Source organism: Brachyspira catarrhinii (assembly GCF_005518285.1).
In the GTDB taxonomy this organism is placed as follows: Bacteria; Spirochaetota; Brachyspiria; order Brachyspirales; family Brachyspiraceae; genus Brachyspira; species Brachyspira catarrhinii.
This window is the reverse complement of record NZ_SJDU01000335.1, coordinates 1-2541: the sequence shown is the minus strand read 5'-3', so window position 1 is coordinate 2541 and position 2541 is coordinate 1. Positions and strand designations below refer to the sequence as shown.

3 protein-coding genes are annotated in these 2541 nt (G+C 34.4%); 2 read left to right on the top strand and 1 reads right to left on the bottom strand.

Translation table 11 applies throughout. From position 1 onward, the window contains the following. Window positions 1-2 precede the first annotated feature (2 nt). Both EZH24_RS10185 and EZH24_RS10180 read left to right on the top strand, forming a co-directional pair. Window positions 3-1100 (top strand): RnfABCDGE type electron transport complex subunit D, encoded by a 1098-nt coding sequence (locus EZH24_RS10185; protein ID WP_137999029.1) that lies wholly within the window; start codon window positions 3-5, stop codon window positions 1098-1100. Further along, window positions 1100-1672: an RnfABCDGE type electron transport complex subunit G gene (locus tag EZH24_RS10180; protein ID WP_137999028.1), complete on the top strand. Its 573-nt coding sequence runs from the start codon at window positions 1100-1102 to the stop codon at window positions 1670-1672. The genes EZH24_RS10185 and EZH24_RS10180 overlap by 1 nt, the downstream gene beginning before the upstream one ends. 35 nt (window positions 1673-1707) lie before the next feature. On the opposite strand, the gene EZH24_RS10175 is transcribed toward EZH24_RS10180, so the two are convergent. Next, window positions 1708-2541: N-acetylmuramoyl-L-alanine amidase (locus EZH24_RS10175; protein ID WP_137999027.1), on the bottom strand; the 834-nt coding region annotated here is incomplete at its 5' end.

The following is a 2541-nucleotide window of genomic DNA, read 5'->3' as shown; positions in this document are numbered from 1 at the left end:
TCATGAATTTTTATACCGAATCGTCTCCTCATATAAAAGACGGAGATACCACACAAAAAATAATGTTAAGAGTTATCATAGCTCTTTTGCCCGCTATTATTTTTAGCGTAGTTTTATTTGGTTATAGAGTTATAATTTTATATTTGGCTTCAATTATAACCTGCATATTATCCACAATAATAGTTAAAAAAGTTAGAAAGAAACCTATATTGCCCGATTACGCTTCGATAATCACGGCGTTGCTTTTGGTTATGACTTTGCCGTCTACCGCTACCGTTACAATGGTAGTTATTGGCGGAGTTATCGCTATAGTATTTGCAAAAGAAGTTTTCGGCGGTTTGGGTTCTAATATATTCAATCCCGCTTTAGTTGGAAGGGCTTTTTTACAAGTCGCTTTTCCAGCGCAAATGACTATGTATCCCGTTCCAGAACGAGTTCCTTTTTTGGGAATTTTTGAAAATATAGTTAAAAATTTGGATATTGCCGTTTCGGAGGCGACTCAATCTATAGAAGCCGTTGGAGCTTTGACTCATGCGACTCCATTAACTTTTATGAAATTTACTTATGCTGGTAATTTAAGTTCTTCGTTAATAGAACAGATAAAATTTGAATCTCATTACTATCTTCAAATGTTTTTGGGAAGCACTGGCGGAGCGATTGGAGAGACTTCGTTTTTGCTTTTGCTTATCGGAGGAATATTTCTTTTGACTACTAAAACTATAAATTGGAGAATCCCGCTCGGAATGTTTATATCTCTATTCATAGTTAACCTTTTATTAAATTTGGCTATGCCGGGAAAATTTGCCTCTCCGATATATCAAGTTTTGGCGGGCGGTTTTTGTTTGGGAGCTTTCTTTATGGCAACCGATATGGTTACATGCCCAACGAGTCCATTGGGAGCTTGGATATACGCATTATTAATCGGTTTGGTTCTTGCAATATTAAGGGCTTTCGGAACTTCTCCCGAATATACGATGTATTCGATATTAATAGGAAATATGTTTATGCCTTTGATAGCTATGCTTACTCGTCCGATGCCTTTCGGTAAAAAAGAGGCTATCATAATGCAAAAATCTCAAAAACAAGAAGGAGGAAAATAATGAAAAAAGAAGTTAGTTATAAAGCGGTTATTTCGGTAACAATTACGGCTTTAGCGGCGGGTTTTTTGCTTTCGTTCGTATTCTCTTCTTTTGAAAAAGATATATTGGCAAATAATGAAAAAACCGTATTGGAAGGAGTTAAATCCGTTATAATCGATTCGGATATCGTAGAAGGTCCTTTAACCGAAGATTCTACTTTCACATATTATATAGGAAAAAAAGAAGACGGCTCAATCGCTGGCTACGCGATTATTTCTTCGGCAAAAGGCTATAACGGAGAAAATAAAGTTTTGGTAGGCTTCGATGAAAATGCCGAAACGGTTACGGGAATAGTCATTACCGAGCAGGCGGAAACTCCGGGACTTGGCGCAAGAATAGTGGAAAATTCTTTTAGAGAACAATTCAAAGAGCAAAGTTCAATAGTTCCTCTTTCTATCGTAAAAGGAATAAAACCAGAAGAAGCAGGCGATGGAGAGATAGCGGCGATAAGCGGAGCGACAATTTCAAGCTCAAGCGTTGTCGATGCGGTTAATATAGCGAAAGATGAAGCCGTTAGTTTGTTTTTGAAATAATATATTTATATATTAAGTTAATATATAAATATCCATTAGTAATTTATATATTCCCAATTATCGCTTACAATATTTCTATCTATAAAAATATTCGTATAAAAACTATTCTTCAATAAATCTTTTAACCTTTCCCGCTCTTCCGCTTTATTGATTCTTTCAATTTTTTCGTTCAAAGCTCTTATAATCGCGTAAGTTTCGTTATCTATATTGCCGTCAATTTTTTTCGGTCTAAAATGACATTGAAAAGCGTATAAAACTTTTCGCGATTCAAAATCCCATTTATTATTTGTTGGCATGCTCGTATAACCGTATTTTACAAACTCTTCTTTAATGTCTTTTATTTTAGCTCTTCTAAATTTTTTATCGTATAAAAATTTTGTATAATCTTCTTCATCATACCAAAAGCCCAAATTATATTCGTCATATAGTCTCTTCCAAGGGAATTTTGGACCGGGGTCTATTTTTCTGTAAGGAGCGACATCGGAATGTCCCAATATATTGTAAGGTTTTATATTGTATTCGGCTATAATATTTTTAAGCAAATACGCCACTTTTTTAATTTGACTTTCTTCATAATCAATATATTCGTTATAAGAAATAAAATATCTATTCTCTAATTGTCTTCTTGTCATTCTTCTTAATTGAGCGGAAGTATTCGTAACTTTTCTTTGAAAACCCAAATTAACAATTTCAATTCCTATAGAGCTGTCGTTTATGCTTCCTCTATTGTCAAACATGGTTATTCCAGCATGCCAAGCTCTATTGCTTTCCTCAACAAGTCTGTATATAGGTTCTTCTTCTTTAGTTGTAATTAAATAATGGGAAGAAACTCCGAGCGAAGTCAACACTTTAAGAGAAAGTTCGTCATT

Coding starts and splice junctions, on each gene's coding strand:
- EZH24_RS10180 (WP_137999028.1), top strand. CDS start 1,100: ATGAAAAAAGAAGTTAGTTATAAAGCGGTTATTTCGGTAACAATTACG.
- EZH24_RS10185 (WP_137999029.1), top strand. CDS start 3: ATGAATTTTTATACCGAATCGTCTCCTCATATAAAAGACGGAGATACC.